Annotated in this window: 16 protein-coding genes and 1 tRNA gene; 7 read left to right on the forward strand and 10 right to left on the reverse strand. The window is 68.4% G+C overall.

The window, feature by feature from the left end:
- Window positions 1–35 precede the first annotated feature (35 nt).
- The 8 genes from ACGFW5_RS20995 to ACGFW5_RS21030 form a co-directional block, all read right to left on the reverse strand.
- The gene (locus tag ACGFW5_RS20995) at window positions 36–251 is read right to left on the reverse strand and encodes a hypothetical protein (RefSeq protein ID WP_393835772.1); all 216 of its coding nucleotides are present in this window, start codon (window positions 249–251) and stop codon (window positions 36–38) included.
- A 250-nt stretch (window positions 252–501) separates the two neighbouring features.
- Window positions 502–1,110 (reverse strand): restriction endonuclease, encoded by a 609-nt coding sequence (locus tag ACGFW5_RS21000; protein WP_393835773.1) that lies wholly within the window; start codon window positions 1,108–1,110, stop codon window positions 502–504.
- 544 nt (window positions 1,111–1,654) lie between these two features.
- On the reverse strand, window positions 1,655–1,801 hold the full coding sequence (locus tag ACGFW5_RS21005; RefSeq protein ID WP_393835774.1) for a hypothetical protein: 147 nt from the start codon (window positions 1,799–1,801) through the stop codon (window positions 1,655–1,657).
- Between the two features lie 821 nt (window positions 1,802–2,622).
- Window positions 2,623–3,132, reverse strand: a complete 510-nt coding sequence (locus ACGFW5_RS21010) for a hypothetical protein (RefSeq protein ID WP_393835775.1) — start codon at window positions 3,130–3,132, stop codon at window positions 2,623–2,625.
- 539 nt (window positions 3,133–3,671) lie between these two features.
- Window positions 3,672–4,592 (reverse strand): hypothetical protein, encoded by a 921-nt coding sequence (locus tag ACGFW5_RS21015; RefSeq protein ID WP_393835776.1) that lies wholly within the window; start codon window positions 4,590–4,592, stop codon window positions 3,672–3,674.
- 765 nt (window positions 4,593–5,357) lie between these two features.
- The gene (locus ACGFW5_RS21020; protein WP_393835777.1) at window positions 5,358–5,681 is read right to left on the reverse strand and encodes a hypothetical protein; all 324 of its coding nucleotides are present in this window, start codon (window positions 5,679–5,681) and stop codon (window positions 5,358–5,360) included.
- Window positions 5,678–5,917 (reverse strand): hypothetical protein, encoded by a 240-nt coding sequence (locus ACGFW5_RS21025; protein ID WP_393835778.1) that lies wholly within the window; start codon window positions 5,915–5,917, stop codon window positions 5,678–5,680. Before ACGFW5_RS21025 ends, ACGFW5_RS21020 begins: the two co-directional genes overlap by 4 nt.
- 1,214 nt (window positions 5,918–7,131) lie before the next feature.
- Entirely contained in the window at window positions 7,132–7,305 is a 174-nt protein-coding gene (locus ACGFW5_RS21030; protein ID WP_393835779.1) for a hypothetical protein, read from the reverse strand.
- A 215-nt stretch (window positions 7,306–7,520) separates the two neighbouring features.
- Here ACGFW5_RS21030 and ACGFW5_RS21035 point away from each other — a divergent pair.
- The 4 genes from ACGFW5_RS21035 (at window position 7,521) to ACGFW5_RS21050 (ending at window position 11,253) form a co-directional block, all read left to right on the forward strand.
- A tRNA-Met gene (locus tag ACGFW5_RS21035) sits at window positions 7,521–7,594 on the forward strand.
- Between the two features lie 238 nt (window positions 7,595–7,832).
- On the forward strand, window positions 7,833–9,431 hold the full coding sequence (locus ACGFW5_RS21040; RefSeq protein WP_393835780.1) for a class I SAM-dependent DNA methyltransferase: 1,599 nt from the start codon (window positions 7,833–7,835) through the stop codon (window positions 9,429–9,431).
- 5 nt (window positions 9,432–9,436) lie between these two features.
- Window positions 9,437–10,399: a hypothetical protein gene (locus ACGFW5_RS21045; RefSeq protein ID WP_393835781.1), complete on the forward strand. Its 963-nt coding sequence runs from the start codon at window positions 9,437–9,439 to the stop codon at window positions 10,397–10,399.
- Window positions 10,400–10,836: 437 nt separating this feature from the next.
- On the forward strand, window positions 10,837–11,253 hold the full coding sequence (locus ACGFW5_RS21050) for a DUF3592 domain-containing protein (RefSeq protein WP_393835782.1): 417 nt from the start codon (window positions 10,837–10,839) through the stop codon (window positions 11,251–11,253).
- A 96-nt stretch (window positions 11,254–11,349) separates the two neighbouring features.
- Here ACGFW5_RS21050 and ACGFW5_RS21055 read toward each other — a convergent pair whose 3' ends face one another.
- Window positions 11,350–12,327: a LuxR family transcriptional regulator gene (locus tag ACGFW5_RS21055; protein WP_393835783.1), complete on the reverse strand. Its 978-nt coding sequence runs from the start codon at window positions 12,325–12,327 to the stop codon at window positions 11,350–11,352.
- 896 nt (window positions 12,328–13,223) lie between these two features.
- On the opposite strand from ACGFW5_RS21055, the gene ACGFW5_RS21060 reads away from it, so the two are divergent.
- The 3 genes from ACGFW5_RS21060 to ACGFW5_RS21070 all read left to right on the forward strand — a co-directional run bounded on the left by ACGFW5_RS21060 (window position 13,224) and on the right by ACGFW5_RS21070 (window position 15,198).
- Complete coding sequence (locus ACGFW5_RS21060) at window positions 13,224–13,481, forward strand: hypothetical protein (protein ID WP_393835784.1); 258 nt, start codon at window positions 13,224–13,226, stop codon at window positions 13,479–13,481.
- Between the two features lie 134 nt (window positions 13,482–13,615).
- Window positions 13,616–14,206, forward strand: coding sequence for a hypothetical protein (locus ACGFW5_RS21065; RefSeq protein ID WP_393835785.1), 591 nt, complete (start codon window positions 13,616–13,618; stop codon window positions 14,204–14,206).
- A gap of 122 nt (window positions 14,207–14,328) precedes the next feature.
- Window positions 14,329–15,198, forward strand: coding sequence for a hypothetical protein (locus ACGFW5_RS21070; protein ID WP_393835786.1), 870 nt, complete (start codon window positions 14,329–14,331; stop codon window positions 15,196–15,198).
- A 738-nt stretch (window positions 15,199–15,936) separates the two neighbouring features.
- Here the strand turns inward: ACGFW5_RS21070 and ACGFW5_RS21075 are convergent.
- Window positions 15,937–18,672 (reverse strand): ATP-binding protein, encoded by a 2,736-nt coding sequence (locus ACGFW5_RS21075; RefSeq protein WP_393835787.1) that lies wholly within the window; start codon window positions 18,670–18,672, stop codon window positions 15,937–15,939.
- Window positions 18,673–18,854: the final 182 nt, after the last annotated feature.

Below are 18,854 nucleotides of genomic sequence, written 5' to 3' on the forward strand. Positions count from 1 at the left end.
ATGGGCCATTCAGCGTGGGAGGGGCACCAGGGAACTCACGGCCTGCCGGATTGCGAGATGTTCTGCACGACCTGGCCCACGGCGTTCAAGACGCCCTGCCCAAAGCCCGTCGGGGCGACCAACAGGCCGAACACCATCACAATGACCACGGTCAGCCACTGGTCGGACCGACTTCGGGCCTGCACGCGTCGGCGTATTCGCACGAAGATGATGACGGCCAGCAGGACCGCCACGTTGATCGTCATACTCATTGGCCCAGTCCTCCCATCAGGCATGACATCGAATCTCCCGGTCCTCCTGCATAGCCCGAACCAGGCGCTGTAATGGTCCAGTTACCGGGAGTTGGCGATAGAGCTCCTGCCTGGGGCCTGATTTACGTGGCACGTGCGCAGCGCATGCGAAGGAAGCCACGTCACTTCGCACCGTGTGACGGCCGGCGGGGAGGCACCCTGCAGTGCCCGGACGCGAGCCGAAAGAGCACGCCACTGCACCAACGCGTGGTCAGGACAGAGCTGTCGGCCGGCGGGGAGGCGGGATGCGGTCGAGCAGGTCCCACAGCGGACGTGATCCTGCGGCCCACTCGCCGAGCACGCGGCGGTCGACGAGATGGATCCGGTTCTGTTTCCCCCAGGGAATGGCCTTTGAGGAGAAGCGGCCGTTGGTGAGGACGACCGCGATGTCTGCCCCGTGGATCTGCCGGGCGGTGCCGTTGACCTGTTGCAGCACTCCGACGCCCACGGCGGAGCCGCGGTCCCCGTCCCGGCGGTGCTTGCACTGGATGGCCCAGACCCGGCCGACAGGGTCGACAGCGCGAACGTCACAGGCATTGTCGCCAGCACCGCCGAGCTGCTCAGCCTTACACCCGTCCCGGCGCATCAAGTCCCGTATGGCGAACTCGAACGCGCGGTGATCCAGGGCGTCTATCTCGGCGATGCGCAGCCGCAGGGCCTGGGTGCGTGCTCGTGCCCACTCGCCCCGTTGCCGGACCTGCTGGAACCAGAGGCCACCCGTGCCGACGGCGACCAAGGCAGCAAGTGCGAGGATCCACCAATGGGCGAGCAGCCATTGCACGACGGCAACGACCAGGCCGACCGCGATGACCGCGGTCACCAGCAAGGTGGCTCGCTCGTCCTGCCTCTTGGAACGACGGCGGACCGGGCGGCGCCGGTAGGTACGCCGTACGGGGCGACGGCGGCTCACAGTGCCACCCCCGGCTGATCTGGAGCGGCGGGGGCGGGCTGGCACGATGGCGATGGCAGGACCTTTGCTTCACCATCGAACGCGCTGCCGCCCTTAAAGCCTCCCCATTTGCACGCCGGTACTCGTAACTTCATGAATGAACACCCCTCGACCCAAGCTCGTCGGCCTGTCCCCGCACAGGTCGTATGAGAGCACGCGACACTGACACAACGTCACTGAACGATCACCAGAGGCGACAGGCTTTCAGTCAGTGGGCCTCTCCTGTCGATGCGTCTGGAAGCCAGCGACCTGCGCGTTCAGCGGCTCGGTCGACCAACTTTCAGCCGTTTCCACATCCTGGGGACAGCGCCGCGGGCGACAGCCGAGCAGCGGCCTCCCTCCCGCGCGTCGGTTCGCGCCCCGGACTCGGGTTACGCGGATGGGCGGCGCAGCTCGGCACGCCAGAAGATTTCCTTCAGCTGCCCAGCTCCTCCTCGATGGCCATGGTCACGGCCTGCCATGGGACTTTCGGTTCGCCGAACAGTCGCCAATAGCGGTACGACGCGCGGACCAGGGAGCTGACGCCCAACCTCGCCGAGGCAGGGTCGATCGTTCCGATCACTCGGCGGGTGATCCCGCCGGCTCCTCGCGCGGCGGGACGGACGCCGTGCGCGAGGAGGAGAGTGGCAGTGCGGACGGCATCCAGAGTCGGCGGTGGCCAGGGACGCGAACCTACCGAAGATGAGGTCCCTCCACCCCACCCGCGTCCGCGCCCAGGCCAGCCGTTTCCAGCCCGGTGTCGAGGTCCACCGCCGCGACGCACTGATCGAACGTTGCAACGAACCCCTCGACGCAGGCCTACGCAGACTCACCGAAACAGCGCCGACGGCGATCTCCGCGATACCGGTGGGCGGCCCACCAGGGAGCCGGCATGACCGGGCACGACCTGTGCCGACTGTTCCTCAACCACCAACCCGGCGCCGACCACCCCGACGACCGACGACCGCGCCCTGCTCCTCCTGGCATGCGCGGGCGGCGACGCGCGGCTCAGGCACGGGCTGCCAGGACGGTGTTATCAATGCACCCCGGCGCGAAGGGGGCGCGTAGAGCCACCGCACCCCAGAAACAACTGACAGTTCGCGCAGGACACAGGGCCACGGGTAGAGAGCGTTGGTGCGCCTGCGGCCCTGTTATGGCGGTGGTGAGCCGCTGGCGCACCTCACGGCACATCCACGTGTCTGAACTCCTCGGCGCTTGCGCCACCATCGATCGCACGGTTACCGCAGCGGCGCCCGGGCTCGGGGGCCCAGAGCGGCCGGCGCGTGCGTCGAGCCAAGCTGTCGCCATGCGCAGGCCTGAGCGGGTCGCGGCATCGCGAGGACGGCACCCTTGTGCGGGTGTCAGTCGTAGCGGCTGCCCCGCCGTGCACCTGGCGAGCGGGGGCTACTGTGCGCGCGCAGGCGCAGTCTGGTCTGCCTTTGATCGCCGCGAGCGGGCGAAGGGGAGGGCCGGGCTTTCGATGTCCGGCTTGGCTTGTTGCGTCTCATGGAGCACGGTGGTGGCAAGTTGACGTAGGGCATCAGCGTGTTCTGTGAGAACGCGGTGAGTGTGAGAGTCGTCCGGGTCGGTGAGTAGCAAGCGCGCGGCGGTGTTGATGGCCCGCAGCCGTGGCTTCTGGGCGTCCCGGTGGCAGGCGGGCAGGCACCGCCAGGCGGTGTTGGCGATCGTGACGTGGCGCCAGGTGGGCGACGAGGACGGTTCCACCTCGTAAAAGCGCAGGGCGTGGCGGCTGACCAGCCAGTACGACAGGGCCAGCGATACACCGGCGAGGGCGTCGAAGACCAGCCACAGGTACGGGAGCCGGCGGTGTCCGGTCAGTTCGTCGGCCAGCCATGCAAGACCTGCGCCGCCCGCGCCGAAAAGAGTCAGGGCGGCCAGAGTGAAAAGCAGCACCGCAGGAAGGAGGCCAATACAATTATCGCTCTCCAGGCGGGTCAGACCTTTCCAGTGGGGCGCGAGATACCTGGCGTACCGCACTGTTCTGGGGGCGGGCTCGATGACGGCGATACGTCTCGCCCAGCTTACAGCCATAGCGATTTCACTCCGAAAGTCCTGGCTTTGCACATATTGGACGTTGGAGAAACGAGCGAAGCGGGCATCCGACCCTGCCAGAAAAATGAAATAACGTTTCTGCGTGAGATGTTACGTCGAATAGCAGGGGCGCAATAGAGGCGCATAAGGGAGGCGCTTCATGAATTGCGCGCAGGGGGCGGAGCCGCCCGTCGGTCTGCGGCATGAAATAACGTTTATTCATGAGTCCTGTGCGGCTCAATGCCGAACGGGTAACTATCCAAGCATATTGCAGCTCGTGCGATGGGTCTTTCGGCCGGCCCCGGGCAGTGCGCCCAAGCCCGGGCTGGCACGCGCAAGAGGTGCGCGGCGGCGGCCGGGCCAACGGGCACGAACCGTCTGGCCGGCCGCCGTACGCGGGCCTACTGCGGCGCGTGGTGAGCCATTTGCCAGTGGTTCAGGATCCCGTCCCAGTTGTAGGCAACGGTCGGGGGGTCTGCCGGAACGTAGGGCTCGTAGTATTCCTGCGTCCAGGCGCCGGGGTGGCCTGCTACCGGCTGGGGCGGAACGGCGCCGACGCCAGAGGACGCGTACCTGCGGTGATCGGACGAGTCCTCGTCGTACCCAGAGTCCTCCTCGTGTCCAGCCTGGCCCCGGGAGCGGCGGTGACGGCCGGTCTCCCGGGCCTGTTGCTCGCTCAGGCGCCCCTCGGCGGACAGTTGCTGCACACGGGACACCAACTGCACCAGCTCCAGCCCGAACTGACTCGCCAGGACAGTCAGGTCGAGACCCTGCTGCCAGCTGTTGACCAGCAACGCGTCCAGCGCCGCCGTCCACGGCTGCCCACCCCCCGCAGCATAGGAGGGCGCGGACGGCCTGACAGGCGGAGGCGCGGGATGGTCATACGGCTCGTGCGCAACCGGAGGCTGGGGTTGATTCTGAGCGGGCTGAGCCGGTGCGGGTGGAGCCTGGCCGGCCTGCCCCTGAGCAGGCTGGGCCCTGCCGTAAGCCTGCCCTTGCGGACCCGTCCCCGCAGGAGGCGTTGTCGATGGCGGGGCGTAGGCGTGTCCCGCGGTCGGCGGTTCGCACGCCTCGTACGCCTCCGGTACAAGTTCGTCCTGCTGGCGCGGCGGGGGCACGAGAAGCGAATCGGCGACACTGCGCGCATTGTCCTTGCCCACGGAGCGCCGGGCCTGCCGCACCTCCCGCTCGTGGAGCCCGAGCAGCCCCGCCACCACCCCGTCACTGCCCACCGTGACGGCGAACGCGGCCAGCGTCTGGCTCCGATTGGCTTGCGCCTCGTCCAGCGACACCTGGGTTTCCCGCACATGGTCGTCGCTCATACAAAACGCCTTCGCAAGCACTGCATGGCGTTCCCACAATTGCCTAGGTTCCATGCACACCTAACGCCTTGAAACCCGTTCGGCTCCGCCCCGATCGAATCGCCACCCGATTGGGCGCTCCGGCCCGCCCCCCGCGCCTCGCTCCAATTGTGCCCGGGCCCCCAGATGGTCCAATCCTTTCGCAGAACAACATCGTTGAACGGAGGTGCATGAAATTAAGACGCCTCTGCTGCGACGCTTGGGTCCCTGGATGATGTACTCCGCCAGCCAGGATGGCGGCGCTGCCCTCCCGCCCTCCGTATACCTTGAGCATTCTGGTCAAGTCGTCAAACTTGAATATGCTGACGAACCGCTTATTGCCCTTCTCGCAGCGCTGGACCACATCAAGGACAGCACGCGCGCGCAATACACACTCCAACCGCGTCTGACCCTGGCCGGCGTACCGGCACAGAAGGCACGTACCTCATCGCCCGAGTGAAAGACCGCCCGCGGACCCCGATGGGCCGGCGAGCGGGGTGGCTTGCTGCCGTCCCCTGCCCCGTCACCAGCCCGGCAGGAACGGGTTCTGCGGAGCCCGGCCGCGGCTGGGTCGAGCACCCCTTGGTAACGCGGTGAAGCCGACAGCGGCATAGGGACCAACCAGGCGATGCGACCGCCCTGTTGCGGCGGAACCGCCCCCGCCGCGGTCGCATTTCTATTGACCGGGGCTCCTTCACGCCTAAATCAGGCGGAGCGTTCTTCCTGGCCTCGTCGCTCTTGGTGCGGTCAGGTGGATGAGCACGCCGGAACGCTCGATGACGTTCTCGGCCAGGTCGATCGCCTGGCTCCAGTTGATCCGGGACCGGCCCCGGTGGAGGGGGCCGTAGACGAGCTCACCGATGAAACACCGGTCGAAGAGGATCCGCCCGGGCCAACGAGGATGTTCTTGTAGCGGGTGCCCAGGTCGAGATGGTCGGGTGTCTTCGAAGAGTGCAGCACGGCGAAGTCTTGGTCCGTCGACAGGCGTTCGCCGAGCGTGCTCTCGCCGACTCCGTCGCAGCCTTCCAGGACCAAGGTCTGGTACTCGCCGACGATCTCGTCGAGGTTCATGTGGCCAGCCAGGACAGTGCGGCGTCGCTGTTGTCGAGGTGAGCGTCGGCTGCGTACTGGATCATGAGGTTCCGCCAGTTCGGCTCGCGGCCATTGGCGTGCGTGAACGGCGGGCCCGGTTGGAACGCTGCGATCCGTACGCCGCTGGCCGCAGCCGCACCCATGAGCAGGGCGGTTCCGGGCGGTGTTTCCGGGGAGGTCGGAGCCAGACGAGCCACCTCGAAGAGGAAGGCCACTTGCCGGGATGGAGCGAGGAGCCGTCCTCCCGAGTGAAGGCATGGCAGGTCGCGACCCAGACCGAGCCCCACTCCTTGCGGTCTGCGTCCTGCCGTTCTCGGTACTGCTTCAAGGCCTTGCCGGTGTTGTCGTCGAACGCGATCACGCGGTATCCGCTGTTGGTCTTGGGGTTGGGCGCCTCAACCTCCAGCCGTCCCGCACGAGCTGCGAGGACACGGTGAGGGAGTGGGTGTCGAGGTTCGTCTCCGACCACGGCTGCCCACACGCCTCGCCACGGCGGAGGTGGCGGAAGGCGATCAGGTGCCACATCGCATACAACCGGTCCTCGGCGACGAAGTCGAGGAGGACGCCGTTCGTTGAGGTGCTCAGACAATCTCGGGCGACGATTGCTCGCCAATCCGCTCCCGCTTGGCGACCCGCTCGTCCGTCCACACCAGGGCCTTGGGCATACGCACGGGGTCGATGTCGACATGTGCGACCGGGGGGAAGGTGACGGTCTGTTGCCCGATTCGTCGTTCAACGCGGATCGCAGCGTGGTCTTGATACGCAGCCGGGGAGCCGGACCGGTCACACGCATGAACGGCGGCATGACATCGTTGTTGGTCCCTTTCCACGGCACGATCGTCAACCCCTCGGCCGGGGTCCCGGGGTTGGTCGTTCTGCTCAAGAATCTTGGTATTGGCGTCAAGGACGGCCGTGAGCATCTCGTTGAGATGCCTCGCGCGCAGCCGACCGAGATGGTGGTGGCCGATCCGAGGCTCCAGATGAAGCCGGATGTTCGGTTGAGTAGCGGCTGTGCCCCCGACTTGCGGATGACCCTAGCGTGGGCCATCGGTCGAACCACTCGCTGGCGGTCAGGTGGCCGATCAGGTCCTGACCGAATGGTTCGCGGCCCCGCGGACCGTCCGCCCGATACCGTGGAACGGGTACCCCCGACCATTCGACCTCCGTCGCCAAGTACGGTGCCGCAGTGGGCCGCTGCCACAGGGAAGCGCCGAGTCTGCGGCTTGCGCGCGTGAGTCTCCTCGAAGACGAAGACGCCTTGCATGCGCTCGGACATATCGGTAGTCCGTAGCAACGGCGCGACGGGTACCGCCGCGCCGTTGGTCGCCACCCCCACCTGCCGGCGTGCCGCACGCAGCTTTTCCAAGCTGTCGAGGACCCCGGCCTGGCGGCACGACACCGGGGCCGCGATATCGGTGCAGCACGTCTGTCACAACTCCGCAGTCGACCATGCGCAGTCGGTACCGGTGCGGACGCGCCCAAGGGTGGATGGATACGCCTGCTCAGCCACGATGCTCAGAACGTACGTCTGCTCCTCCACCTCCAGACCATGGCGGGTGGCGAAGCCGGCCCGCGAGTCGACGAGCGCTCCCCGCCGGTCCACGAACGTGTTGTCGAGGTCGAAGAGAACCAGGCGCTACCGCAAAGCTCGCACCCTACGCGCGACGGTCAACTCTGTGCTCGGGGCCGCTGCCAAATCCTCGGGTGGCAAGCAGACGGCGCTCCTTCCCCAAGGCTGAACAGAGCGGTGGGTGGCAGGCCTGCCCCGAGAAGAGGAGCCAAGGTCGGTGCCGGCATGCCGTATGGTTAGGGCACCGACGCGGGGTGGAGCAGCTCGGTAGCTCGCTGGGCTCATAACCCAGAGGTCGCAGGTTCAAATCCTGTCCCCGCTACGAGCGTGATGTCTCAGGGCATCTTGGACGGCCGAACTTGCTAGTTATGAGTTCGGCCGTCTTTAGTTACACCGGACGGGGCCGGGGGGCGTCTACCCAACGCCACACTCACTCCGCATCAACTACTCCCGAAGGTCTGCTTGCCCCCTGGCCTGATCTTGCTCGGGGCCCTGCGCGCACCCCGCGGCGTACTCGCGGTTGGCGGCGGCGATTTGCGACGGGCGGCTAAGGTTGTGCCGTGACGGATGACTCTACGCGTACTCCCAGTGGCCCCGAGCACCAGCAGGTGCGGGCGCCGGTACTCAAGAGCCTCATGGAGGCAGGTTGGGATTCGGCCCAGCTGCAGTGGAAGCCTGAATGGCGCGTACCGCAGTCACCCCACGACGCTGCGAAGCGGGAGGACGGCAAGTCCTTTGCTGGTTGGCCTGTAGATCTGGCTATTTTTGATGATGTGCAGAATGCAGGTGATTGGGAACATGTCCTGGTCATCTGCGAATTCAAACAGCCTACGATCGATGCCGGCATTTCTCAGCTTGAGATCTATCTCAGCCGTGAACCGCGTGCGCGTATGGGTTATTGGACCAATGGTTCCGATGACGCCAGGGTCTACAAGTTGGCCGACGGCAGGTTTCAGTGTGTCCGAAACCGCGGCCTGCCGCAGCCTGGGGAAGGATTTACGCGCCCCTCCAAGAAGCCGTTGACATTCAAAGACTTGGTTACGCCAAAGAGCGGACAGCTGCGGTCAATCTTTGGGCGACTGTTGGATGTCGTGGTTGCGAGAGACAGTCAATCAACCCGTTCAGAAGCGCAACTTAACGAACTTTGCAACCTCCTGCTACTTAAGCTGGAGTCAGATTCAAACGCATCGTACGACCCGAGTAAGCCGGTCGCTTTCCAACTCTCTCAGGGGGGCGAAGTCGCGACGGGTAAGGCCATGCGGGCACAGTTTGATGCTCTCAAGAAATTTCGACCAGAAGTTTTTGCTGACCATCGCGAAGGTGCCCTCGAGCTGGATGATCACACCATTCAGGAAGCGGTGTATGAGCTTTCTAATTTGAATCTGAATGACGCGGGGCCTGAGGCGATTTCCTCCGCCTTTCAGGTGTTTCGTCGGGCAAACCTGAAGGCGGGGGAAGGGCAGTATTTCACCCCGCAGCGCGTCATCGCCGCTGCCGTCAAAATGATGGATATTCGCCTGGAAGACAGGATCATCGACCCGGCATGTGGAACGGGAGGATTTCTCACCGAAGCATTCCTTTCGCTGGTCGATCGGATCCCTGCTGGCGACTCTGCTGCTGCAGCGAGAACCTGGGCCCACAGGAACGTCTACGGAGTGGATAAGGATTCCATCAACGTCAAGCTCACTCGGGCGATCATGGTGGGTCTTGGTGACGGATCTGTCAATGTGCACACTGGCGATTCGATAAGGGGGGACCGGTGGGCGAAGGATTATCCTCAGCTTGAGCGGCCTCTTAGTGACGAATCGTTCACGGTGGTGATCACAAACCCGCCCTTCGGTAAGAACCTGAAGGTCAGCAAGATTGATGCGCGCCGTAACGATTACAGCATCGCGGCAGCAGCCAATCGGAAGCCGGGCGAGTATGCAGATCTAGAAATTGGGCTTGTCTTTCTCGAGCGAGCGCACAGACTCCTGATGAAGGGGGGCAGGCTCGGCATTATTTTGCCGGAAACTTACTTTTTTTCGCCTACATATAAGTGGCTACCAGAATGGCTGAGCGACCGGTTCATCCTGCGGGGCGTCCTCAATATTCCCATGGAAGCCTTTCAAGGGTTCTGCCGAGCAAAGACCAACTTCTACGTCTTTGAGAAGAAGTGATTTCCATGGTGCATAGGCCCGCCTGGTTCCGTGAAGGTCAGGTATTCGTCTCCTACGCCCCGACCGTAGGTATCAACAAGGACGGCGAAGATCTATTCGTCGTTGCTGCTGATACTGGAACTCGAACGGGCGTGATCGACGACCAGATCGCCGCAGATGTCACTGCTCTGGTGGACGAGTTCGGTACGACGGACACGAGTCGTTGGGTGGAGAGCGGTGAGCTCACTGAGCAGCTGATCGCCGTTCCAAACTATTTCGATGAACGTTCAGTGCGTAACTTCTTCACGCTGATGGATGCGCCAGAAATGCAAGGTTTCGCAAGTGCTTCCATCGGAGAGCTGGTTGACGATGGATTGCTGATCTCGATGCATGGGCATGGAAGCCCGTCAGCAGACTTTAGAACCGGTCACGTCCCTTACATTAAAGTCTCCGATATTCGCGCCGGGCAGGTGAATATCAATCCGACGAATCGTGTGCCCGATGTGGTTGCCGAGCGTTTCTGGAGGGGGAGCGAATCCGGGCTCAAAGAATATGATTTGATCACCCCGATCCGCACCAGTAAGAACATCGGCGATTTTGCGGTAGTCATGCCGGGGCAAGAGAGGGTCGTGCTGACCAAGGAGGTTCTGGTTCTGCGGGCCTCAGAGTCCGCTCCCTTCGATAACTTCTACCTCCTGTGGGCAATGACGTTGAAGGCGGTGCGTCGGCAGTGGGATCGCGTCGTCTTTATGCAGACCAACCGTGAAGACGTCGGCCGACGGTATAAGGAAATCCGTATCCCTGTTCCTCCCAGCCGCGAAGTGGCAGAGGAGGTCTCGAAGGCGTTTCGGGACTATTACCTGGGGACGCAGCGGCTGCGCGAGAACCTGGTGACCTATCTGGCGAACGATGACAAGCATCACATCTTCATGTCGAGCGTCGCTGCGGCGGTGGAAGAGCTTGAGGATGAGGCTGACGGCGCTGAGTGAGCGTAGGCAATCTCATGGCTGCAACGGTGGGCTATGTACGGATCTGCACGAGCGACGGGGCGGACAGTCCAGCACTCATTGGACGGGGCAGCACGCTGCCGAGCTTGGCAAGTCTCTGACCAGGGGAAACCGAATCCAACGTGATCACGAATCTCTGCCCGTCGTGATCGTGCAGGCTCAATTTACGTAGGTCGCGGGTTCGAATCCCGAAGGCGGCTCTGTAGAACCCCCAGGACTCACTCGCCGTGACCTGGGGGTTTTGCTTTTCGCTGGATACGGCGTCGGCGCCGGGCGCGGGTCGGGCGCCGGTCATCAGTCTCAGTTCTGGGCAGTGGCCGGCCGTTGTGCTGTCGGTTCTGTCAGGGGTGGGACCCGGTGGGCCGGCCCCTTGCCGGCCCCTTGCCGGGGCCGCTCCGGCGGGCTCGTAGCCTGACGGGGTGACGATATTTTGGGTGGGGGTCTGCATTCTGGCGGCCTGCGGCAGCCTCTGCTTCTTCCTGACGCGGCAGCTCATGGGGCGCGTGCGCACGGTGCGGCGCGGGATCGCCGTGGAAGGGCGCTGTGTACGCAGGTTCTCGACCAACGGCAGCGACGGCGACACCTACTGGCACCACGTCCATGGCTTCACCACGCTCGAAGGGCAGTACATCGAGTTCCAGGAGGACGCCATGCTGCTCGCGGAGGGCAACGCGGTGACCGTCCGGTACCGGCCCGCCGACCCCGCTCGGACCGCGACCATCATGGGGTCCGGGGGGAGTTGGGCCCCGTTGTTCGGGAGCCTGTTCGGCATCCTGGTCTCCGGGATGCTCACGCTCCTGGGCGTGCTGTTCGTCTTCCTGGGTTTCAGTCAGTAGGGCGGATCAACGCCGTATTGCTGCCAAGGAGTTCGGCTCGGGGCCGCATTCCTGCCGGTGAGTTCGGCTCCGGCCGCATTCCTGGTGCAGGACGGGTCAGATCCAGCCTGCTCTCGCCGCCTTCGCGCCGAACTCGAAGCGGCTGGACGCGCCGATACGGTCGGCCAGTTCGGCGACCATGCGGCGCTCGGTGCGGAGTCCGATGCCCAGGGTGCGGGCGATCGCATCGTCCTTCGCGCCGGACGCCAGGAGACGTACCAGCTCGTGCTCCTGTGGCGTCAGGCCACCGTTGCGCGGCGGCGCGGGCGTGCCGAGGCGGGTGGCGTGTTCCCAGTACGACTCGAACAGCGCGGTCATCGCCGCCACGATCGCCCGATTGGTCAGCACCAGAGCGGTCGGCCGGCCCTGCTCGAACCCCTCACCCACCACCGCCGACGCCCCGTCCACGATCAGCAGCCGCATCGGCAGGGACGGCGCGGTCCGGATCTCCCCGCCGCGCTCCTTCACCCACCGGACGTACTCCAGGGTGGCCCGCTCCTTGCTGATGCTGTCCAGGTAGATGCTGCGGAAGACGACCCCACGGTCCAGCGCGCGCTGATTGAGCGGCTGCGCCGCCTCGGTGCCCTCCACGGACAGCACATTGCTGGGGTGGAACGCCAGGGCCTCGATGCGGCACTCCTGCGACAGCATTTCGAGGCGGGTACGGATCTGATCCATCCCCACCAGCCGCTCCGTTCCGGTCAGGCCGCCCGACGCGCCCTGCGCCGAGTACTCGGCGGCCAGCGCGGCGAGCGCGGCGCGGTGCTGCTCGATCCGCCATTGCCGGGCGGCCAGTTCGCGCTGTTCGGCCTGGACCAGGACTTCCAGGCCGAGCGCCGGGCTCACCGCCCGCAGGCTGCCGGGCCGGTCCCAGGAAGGCTTCAGGAGGGTCAGCGCGATCAGCCGCTCCACCGCGTTCACCACCCGCTCCTCGGGCATCGCCAGATACTTGGCGAGCTCGGGCACCGCTTGCTCCTGGTGGAGCAGGATCGCGCGGTAGACCGCCAGCGAATCCTGATCCAACTCAGCAGGCATCCCCACAGTGCATCCCCTGTCCCGGGCCGTCGACCCGACGGACCCACCCCCTGGTCCCGCCGGTCCGCGGCACCACCCACCCGAGCGTGTGCGGGACCGTCGCGCCCCGCCGTCCGCGGCACGCCCCGATCCGGCCGGCCGCAGGATCGACGACCGTAACCGACCCCGTGGTCGAGACCGTCCCCGAGGCCGAAATCGACCCCGTGGTCGAGGTCGCCCCTCGGGGTCGAGATCTACCCCGTGGCCGAGACCGGCCTCGTGGTCGAAGTCGGGCAATGCTAGTACGAAATCTGTTGTTTGCACCGTGAGTTGGTGCGGGCTTCCCAGTCAGGATGGCCTTTCCGGAGGCATCGCAGGCCCCCTCCGGGAACCCTCCGGTAACCCGCTGGGAGCTTCGTACGGACAAATTTCGTGGTCCTGCCGGGAGCCTCGCACCCCGCTTGTGCGGCCTTCCGCGGCCGTTCCGGGAACCTTCTGCGGTCTTCCTCGGCCCTTCCCGGAACTTTTCGCGACTGTTCCGCACGCTTTCCGCCACCCGCCCGGGGTCTCTCTCTCCCCCTCGCGATTCATCGGCGGGGCTTTTTCGGGCCCCTCCCGGGACTCTCCGGGACCCCGTACCGGCCCTCCGGGACCCGCCCGGCCCCAATCGGTCCCGTTCGGTCCCGCCCCCGGCCCCGCCCCAGGCCCGTCCCCGGGCCCGTTCGGCAGCTTCATGCCGGGCAGCTTCCTGGCTCGCGCAAGCCGATCCCGAACCCTGCGCTCCGGTGTTTTCTATGGGTGTCGCCAGACGCCGCACATCGGCTTTCGGCCAGGGCGGGCGCGACGAAATCCGAGGCGGAGCACCGGCAGGGGGCCGGCGGTCGCCATGGCACCCGCGAGGAATCAGGGGGATTCACATGCGTACCAGGTCCACCGCACACCGCGCCGCGACCCAGCTCACCGCCATCGCCTGTACGACAGCCGTCCTGCTGCTGGGACTGGTGCTCGGCGCGTCGTCGATCATGGGCGGCGGCCGCCACACTCAGGGCCCCGCATCCCGTGACACCACGGCGAGACGCGTCGTCGACGCCGGGACCGACGGCTCGGCCGGCCGGACCACCGTCGTCGACGTGGACTTCCGCTGGGACGGCAAGCCCACCCAAGTACGCGACTGACCACCCAAGTACGCGACTGACCACGCCAGTACCCGGCCGACCGCGGCTGACCGCGGCCGACTGCGGCTGACCGCGCTGCGGATGACTGCGGCCGGCCGCGACCGACTCCTTTGCCTACCCCGAGGGAAACGCCCGTGCCTCACGCCTTCTCCATCTCCCCTTCGGTCCTGGTCGCCAGTGAGGCGACCCGGACCGCGCGGGACGTTACGGCGAGCCTGGGCAACCTGGGCGCGACGGTGGCGGTCTGCGCACCCGAACCAGTGAGCGCCGCCTACCTGTGCCGCGACCTCACGGCATCCGGGGTGCTCGCTCTGCCGTTCCACAGCAGGCCGGGCGACATCGAGGACATCGCACGGCTCCTCGTGGACCTGGCCACCGACGTGGGGCCGCTGGACGCGCTGGTCGACCTCTCGCCCGTCGACGCGGCCGAACTCGCCGCGTTACCCACCGATCCGGACGCGCCCTGGCCGGCGCTGCCCACGTCGCTCCGGCTGACCTGGGCGGTCGCCCAGTCCATGCGGGCCACCGGACGGCCGGGCCGCATCGTGCTCCTCGGCCGCCCGGGCACCTCGGGCGCCGCCCGGACCGTACGGCTGCCCGCCGGTGGCCGGGTCGACCTGCACATAGTGGAGCCGGCCGACCCGGAGGACTCCAAGGGCGCGGGGGACGGCGTCGATCCGTACCCCGCCGAGTCGATCGTGCGCCTGCTGTGGCCACGGCCCTGAACCCCGCCCCGGCCGTGCCGCCGGGAGCCGCGGCCCCGAATACCGCCCCGCCCCCGCGGCCGGGCGGCGCCGGGCGTGCGGCGGGGATGCCGGAAGGAAGCGCAATCGGACAGGAGACCGGCATGAAACCGACCGGTGGGGAATCGCTGTGCGCCGAGTTCTTCGGCATCGGGATCACGGTCACGGCCGCCGCCGGACTCGCCGCGCTGCGCTTCCGCTTCGCCCCGCACCTGATCCCCGAGCCACGTGGGGCCGACCGGCTCCACGTCGACCTCGGGGCCGAACGCCCGGACGGCTCGGCCCAGTTCGCGGTGCGTGACGCCGACGGTACGCCGTTGCTGCGCCGCACCTTCCGCGCCTGGACCAATGTTCCGCCCCCGGTGCCGCCGTTCGCCGCGCTGGCCCGGCGGTTCTGGATCGCACCCGCTGTGGTGCTGGCGAAGGGCCCGGTCAGCGTCGCGCTGCTCGGCAGTCCGCACGCACCGCGCGCCGAGGTGGCCGTCGCGCTGGCCCAGCGGTCGTGGCAGTTCGTCTCGGGCCAACTCCTGGTGGTGGACAGGGCGGTCGGGCACGTTCTGCCGTACCTGGTGCCGTTGGAGTTCTACGGTGCTTCGGCGGCGGCGGTGAACACGGACGCGCTTCCCGAGGGGACCTGGCGCCACCGGCCATCGGCCATCAGCGACGGGGTGCTCCAAGTGCGGCCCGAACGCCTGGGTGCGGTGGTGCCGGTGCAGGCCAGGCTCGGCCCGCCGGTCCTGGTGCAGTTGTGCCGGGCCGCGGGTGAGACGGCCCGGGTGGCACCGGCTCGCGGCGGCCCGGCAGTCTGGCCGCCGGAGGCCGCCGCCGAGACGGCGGGGCTCGCCTCGTTCCGCGTCGACATGCCGGGCTCGGGGGGCGCCGAGGAGGCCGCCTGGCTGATCGACGACCAGGTGGCCGCGTCGGGGGCGGCGGGCGGTCTCTACCCGCAGGCCGCGGACTCCCTCCGGGTCTGACCGAACCAGACCCAGGGCCGGCCCTAGGGACCTGTGCGGGCCATTATTTGCGGTTCCCCGCGCCCTCCCGCAGGGCTGGTGCGGGCCATCATTCGCGTTCCCCGTGCCCCCCCCCGCAGGGATGGTGCGGGCCATCATTCGCGGTTTCCCGCGCCCCCGCGCCCCCCGCGCCCCTGGCGGGGCTGGTGTGGGCCATCGTCGATCGCCTCAGGCTGTCCGTCGTTTGAGGACGGGTGGGTTTCGGGCGTGGCCGGGGTTTGGGGCGGGGCCCCGGTGGGGGTGGTGTTCGCGGTGCGGGTCGTGGGTGGTTGCTCGCGCAGTTCCCCGCGCCCCTGGGGCGTCTGCCGCTAGGCAGGGCGGCCATCCGAGGCCGCCTCAGCCCGTCCGGCGTTTGAGGACGAGCGCCGTTCAGGCGCGAACGGGGCCGGGGGCGGAGCCCCGCCTTCGGGTGCGGGTCGTGGGTGGTTGCGCGCGCAGTTCCCCGCGCCCCTCACCCCCTTTCGACTGCGGGCCGTGGTCGCTTCCCGCGCAGTTCCCGCGCCCCTGGGGCGTCTGCCGCTAGGCAGGGCGGCCATCCGAGGCAACCTCAGCCCGTCCGGCGTTTGAGGACGAGCGCCGTTCAGGCGCGAACGGGGCCGGGGCCCCCGGGAGCCCCGCCTTCGGGTGCGGGTCGTGGGTGGTTGCTCGCGCAGTTCCCCGCGCCCCTGGCAGGGCCGGTGTCAGCCACCCCCCAACGCGTCAGCCAGTCCGTCCCGGCTCCGGTATGTCGCCCAACTCCCTCAACGCGTCGGCCAGTTCGACTCGGCCCCGGATTTCCAGTTTGCGGTATATCCGGCCCAGGTGGGTGTCGACCGTTCGCTTGCTGAGGAACAGCCGCTCGGCCACTTCCAGATTGCTGAGGCCGGTGAGCACCAGGTCGGTCACCCGCCGCTCGCTGGCGGTCAGGCCGACCCGGCGTCTGGTGTCGCTCGGGATGCCGGGCCCGTCGGCCGGGGCCGGGTTGTCGGGACGGGCACCCTCCCCGCTCCCCACGCCGGAAGCCGCCGCAGCCACGCCCGCACCCACCCCAGAACGGGCCACACCCCAACCCGCACCACCCGCACCACCCGCGCCCCCCTCGGAACCGGCGACACCCACACCCATACCCGTCCCCGCACCCGCCCCCCGCGGCGTCAGACGTGTGCTCGGCAGGGCGGGGGCCGCGATCGCCAGGGCGGCTTCCGGTTCGCCAAGGGCCTCATAGGCGCGCCCGGCGTCGGCACGCCACCGTACGCACTCCGGATTGGCGATCCCGCGTGCGGCCAGCGCGTGGCCGCACTCCAGGAACAGCTGCAACGCCTCCCCATGGGCGCCCCGGCCCGCCGCCACCAGGCCACGTGCCTGGAGGAACAGGGCCCGGATCAGCGGGTGCGCCCCGGCCGGGAGCGGGGTCCTTGACAGCACGGTCGCCGCCGCTTCGTACTGCTCACGTGCCACCAGCGCACGGGCCGTGCAGGCGGCAGCCGCCGCGGCGAGACCGGCGGCCCGTACGGACTCGGCGAGCCGCAGCGCCTCCCTGGCGTCGCCGAGAGCGGCGGCCGTACGGTCCAGGCGCAGCGCGATGTCGGCGCGTACGACCAGGGCGAGCGCGAGTTCCCCGGGGCGCGCGGCGCCGCGCGCGGTGAGCACCGTCCGGTCGGCGAGGGCCGCGGCGTCCGGCGCCCGGCCGGTCCAGGCCAGGGCGAGGGCGGCGCCCGGTGCGCCGGTGTCCACTCCGATGAGCGCGGCCGCGTTCGCGCACCGCTCGGCGAGCCGCTGGGCCCGGCGCGGGAAGCGCCCGCCGGCCGCCGTGAGCGCGGCGAGCGCGCCGAGGAAGGCGGGCGCCGCGACCTGGTCGTCCGGTGAGCGGCGCAGCGCGGCCAGGGTGCGGTGGGCGGTGCCCCGATGGCCGGCCAGCAGGGCCTGGGTGGCCAGGGGCAGACGCAGAGCGAGCGGCACCTCACCGGTGTGGCCGGCCTCCAGCGCCGTTGCGGCCTCCACGAAGGAGTGGGCGGCCATCGACGAGTCCATGGTGAGGACGGGCCCCGCGAACGGCAGCAGTGCCCTGGCCCGTTCGGCGGGCGGGCGGATGGAGGCGGCGACAGTCGCGGCGTACCGCGCGCACGCGGCCACGTCCCGGTGCAGCTCGACCGCGCCGAGCTGGCTCGTGACCGCGAGCACCACCTCGGGATCGGCGGACTCGGCGAGCGCCCGGCGCAGATAACGCGCGGCGTTGGCCCAGTCGGAGCCCGCGGCGGCCTCGCGGGCCGCGGTGCGCAGGATGGGCAGCGCCCAGGCCTGGCCGGTCGCGCCCACCGACATCAGGTGCTCGGCGGTCTGCGCGGCCGGAGCGCCGAGCCGCAGCAGGAGGGCGGCGGCGCGGGCGTGCAGGTCGAGCCGGGTCTTGGGCTCGATGCGGGACAGGATCGCGGTGCGGACCAGTTCGTGCCGGAAGCGCTGCGGCGGCCCCGGGTCGATGAGCCCGCTGCGGCGCAGTTCCTCCCCGGCCAGCGCGGTCTCGAACTCGCCCTGGTCGGCGAGGGCGGCGGCCGTCGTGATGTCGGCGCCCGGGCCCAGTACGGCCAGGTTGGCGAGCAGTTCCACGGCGGCCGGATGGCGCCGGCTCAGCCACTCCACCGTGGTGTCCGACAGCGTGGCCGCGCCGATCTCCAGGACGGCCGCCTGGTCGGGGGAGCCGGCCGATACGCCTGCCGCGAGCAGCCGGTCGGTGAGCTCCCCCAGGACCAGCGGGTTGCCGAGCGACAGGGTGTGGCAGGCGGCGGCCAGTTCGGTGTCCAGCGGCGCCCCGAAGGCCTGCGCCATCCACTGCGCGGCGCAGCTCTCGCAGAGCGGCCCCGGCCGCAGCAGCCGGGTGTGGGCCAGCGCGTCGGACTCGGCGGCCTGCGCGTCGTGCGCGTCCGGCGCGGCGGTGTAGACCAGGGCCAGCGGCAGCCCGTCCAGCCTGCGCACGATGTACGAGAGCCAGGCGAGCGATTCCTGGTCGGCGAAGGTCAGGTCGTCGACGGCGATGACCACCGGTTTGCCGTCGGACAGCGAGCGGGCCGCCTGGAAGAGGTCCTGAAGCTGCTCGTGCACCTCCGCGCCGCCGGCCCCGGCGTGGGCGCCTGGGCGCAGTTCGAGTCCTGCGGTGCCGGTGCGCCCGGGCCGGCTGAGCAGCCGGTCGAAGAGCTGGCGCACCACGCCGTACGGGAAGTTCCGCTCGCTCTCGTGACAGCGGGCCCGCAGCACGACGGCCTGCCGCGGTACCCGGGCGAGCGCGGCCCGCAGCAGCGCGGTCTTCCCGATGCCGCGCGGGCCGTGGATCGCCACCACCGATGAGCGGCCCTCGGCGAGCTCTTCCATGGTCCGGTCCAGCTGGGCCAGTTCCTCGTCCCGGTGCAGCAGCCCCGCCGGTCTGCGCGGTCCGCCTTTCGCTCCCCCGTCGACTGCTGCCACTTCGCCCCCCTCTGAGGACTCCGTCGGTCGGAGCCGCATCCGCGCGACGTCGGCCGGGACCGAGACCGTGACCCCGACCGAGACCGTGACCCCGACCGAGACCGTGATCCCGACCGAGACCGCGACCCCGACCGGACCGTAATCCCGACCGCGACCTGGTCCCGATCGTGCCGTCAGCCGTC

Source organism: Streptomyces sp. NPDC048416, from assembly GCF_043200435.1.
Lineage (GTDB): Bacteria > Actinomycetota > Actinomycetes > Streptomycetales > Streptomycetaceae > Streptomyces.

Excerpts from the sequence above, each read along its gene's own strand:
- ACGFW5_RS21055 (WP_393835783.1), bottom strand. The coding sequence starts at position 12,327 with ATGCCTGCTGAGTTGGATCAGGATTCGCTGGCGGTCTACCGCGCGATC.
- ACGFW5_RS21020 (WP_393835777.1), bottom strand. The coding sequence starts at position 5,681 with ATGAACCTCGACGAGATCGTCGGCGAGTACCAGACCTTGGTCCTGGAA.
- ACGFW5_RS21060 (WP_393835784.1), top strand. The coding sequence starts at position 13,224 with ATGCGTACCAGGTCCACCGCACACCGCGCCGCGACCCAGCTCACCGCC.
- ACGFW5_RS21015 (WP_393835776.1), bottom strand. The coding sequence starts at position 4,592 with ATGAGCGACGACCATGTGCGGGAAACCCAGGTGTCGCTGGACGAGGCG.
- ACGFW5_RS20995 (WP_393835772.1), bottom strand. The coding sequence starts at position 251 with ATGAGTATGACGATCAACGTGGCGGTCCTGCTGGCCGTCATCATCTTC.
- ACGFW5_RS21070 (WP_393835786.1), top strand. The coding sequence starts at position 14,329 with ATGAAACCGACCGGTGGGGAATCGCTGTGCGCCGAGTTCTTCGGCATC.
- ACGFW5_RS21045 (WP_393835781.1), top strand. The coding sequence starts at position 9,437 with ATGGTGCATAGGCCCGCCTGGTTCCGTGAAGGTCAGGTATTCGTCTCC.